Annotated in this window: 3 protein-coding genes; all 3 read left to right on the top strand. The window is 35.6% G+C overall.

The window, feature by feature from the left end; genetic code table 11:
• Positions 1–366: 366 nt before the first annotated feature.
• The 3 genes from BBA02S_RS20470 to BBA02S_RS19890 are packed head-to-tail and all read left to right on the top strand — an operon-like array spanning position 367 to position 1,195.
• Positions 367–570: a DUF3954 domain-containing protein gene (locus tag BBA02S_RS20470; protein ID WP_231557134.1), complete on the top strand. Its 204-nt coding sequence runs from the start codon at positions 367–369 to the stop codon at positions 568–570.
• 18 nt (positions 571–588) lie between these two features.
• Positions 589–744: a hypothetical protein gene (locus BBA02S_RS20910; protein WP_156141412.1), complete on the top strand. Its 156-nt coding sequence runs from the start codon at positions 589–591 to the stop codon at positions 742–744.
• Between the two features lie 22 nt (positions 745–766).
• Positions 767–1,195 (top strand): ASCH domain-containing protein, encoded by a 429-nt coding sequence (locus BBA02S_RS19890; RefSeq protein ID WP_041113139.1) that lies wholly within the window; start codon positions 767–769, stop codon positions 1,193–1,195.
• The last annotated feature ends 37 nt before the right edge of the window (positions 1,196–1,232 follow it).

Raw genomic sequence — 1,232 nt, 5'->3', positions numbered from 1 at the left:
TGTAAATCATGCTGTATGAAAATGATGGTGGAATGCCCTTGATTACAAACAGCATGCCCAAACTGTATACATGGTATACAAAAAAGACCAGGAAAAATCCCGGTCGTCGAATAAATCATACACTTGGAGGTAGATTGCCAGATCTTTCTTATATCATTGTATCCAATTACAGAAAAAAACATACAAAAAAAGCCTAGCGTTTGCCAGGCTTATAGATATTTAGGGCATTCTACGTAAAGGGACTTGGAGTTTTTATCTAACATAGTCTATTCCAAAAAGAAAAGAGTGTGTAAAAAAGCCAGGAAAGCTCCCGGCCTTTTAAAAAATGCTGACAATATTATTTTAACAGATCGGGGGCGTCTTAGCTTGGAAAATACAGCAATCAATATTGAAAAAATGACAGCAGAAATCGATTTAATGGAGAATGCAGCCTACGTGATTAAAGATGGTCATCTTACAAAAGTGACGCCTAAACAATTTGGAGAGGATATTATCATCTGGCAGAACGGCAAGGTACATGATGTCGTAAGGAGTCAGCGCACTCGGATTAACGGCCAGGATGTTATTTAAATTAAAATGGAGGCGTTTATGCTCAATAAAAAATATAGAATAGCCAAAAATAAAGTTACCGTGTTTGTTTTGAAAGAAATAGATAATGGTGATTTTACAGAAGAAGAAATAGCAAAGATGCTAATAGAGGTTAGCTTGATTTATCTAGGGACAAGTAGCAAAGAGGAAGTATAAATTACAGTGTTGGGGGTGTAATATGAAAGCTATTACTATTAAACAACCTTGGGCAACTTTGATTGCCTTACGAGAAAAACAATTTGAAACACGTTCTTGGCAAACAAAATACAGAGGGGAAATTGCTATTCATGCTGGTAAGTCTATTGATAAGGAAGCATATAACGATTTTTCAAACGTCTTAAAAAAGCATGGAATCACAGCTATCAGTCAACTCCCCACAGGTTCAGTTATAGCAACCGCTAATATAGTAGATTGCCATAAAGTAATTGCCGATGATGGAAGCAATGCAACGATGCACACTAGATTAAAAATTAGTGGAAATGAATATTGTTTTGGTAATTATGAAGAAGGTCGATATGCTTGGGAATTAGATAATGTCAAAATTTTGCCTGAACCTATAAAAGCAAAAGGGCAACTGAGTTTGTGGGAGTGGCGAGAAACTATTTAAAGTCGTAGTGTGTTGAAAATATAAAATCTTAATATAC

The sequence above is a fragment of the Bacillus badius NBRC 15713 genome (assembly GCF_001591605.1).
Taxonomy (GTDB): domain Bacteria; phylum Bacillota; class Bacilli; order Bacillales; family Domibacillaceae; genus Pseudobacillus; species Pseudobacillus badius.
The sequence above is the reverse complement of the archived record's forward strand: the minus strand, read 5'-3'. Positions and strand labels throughout refer to the sequence as shown.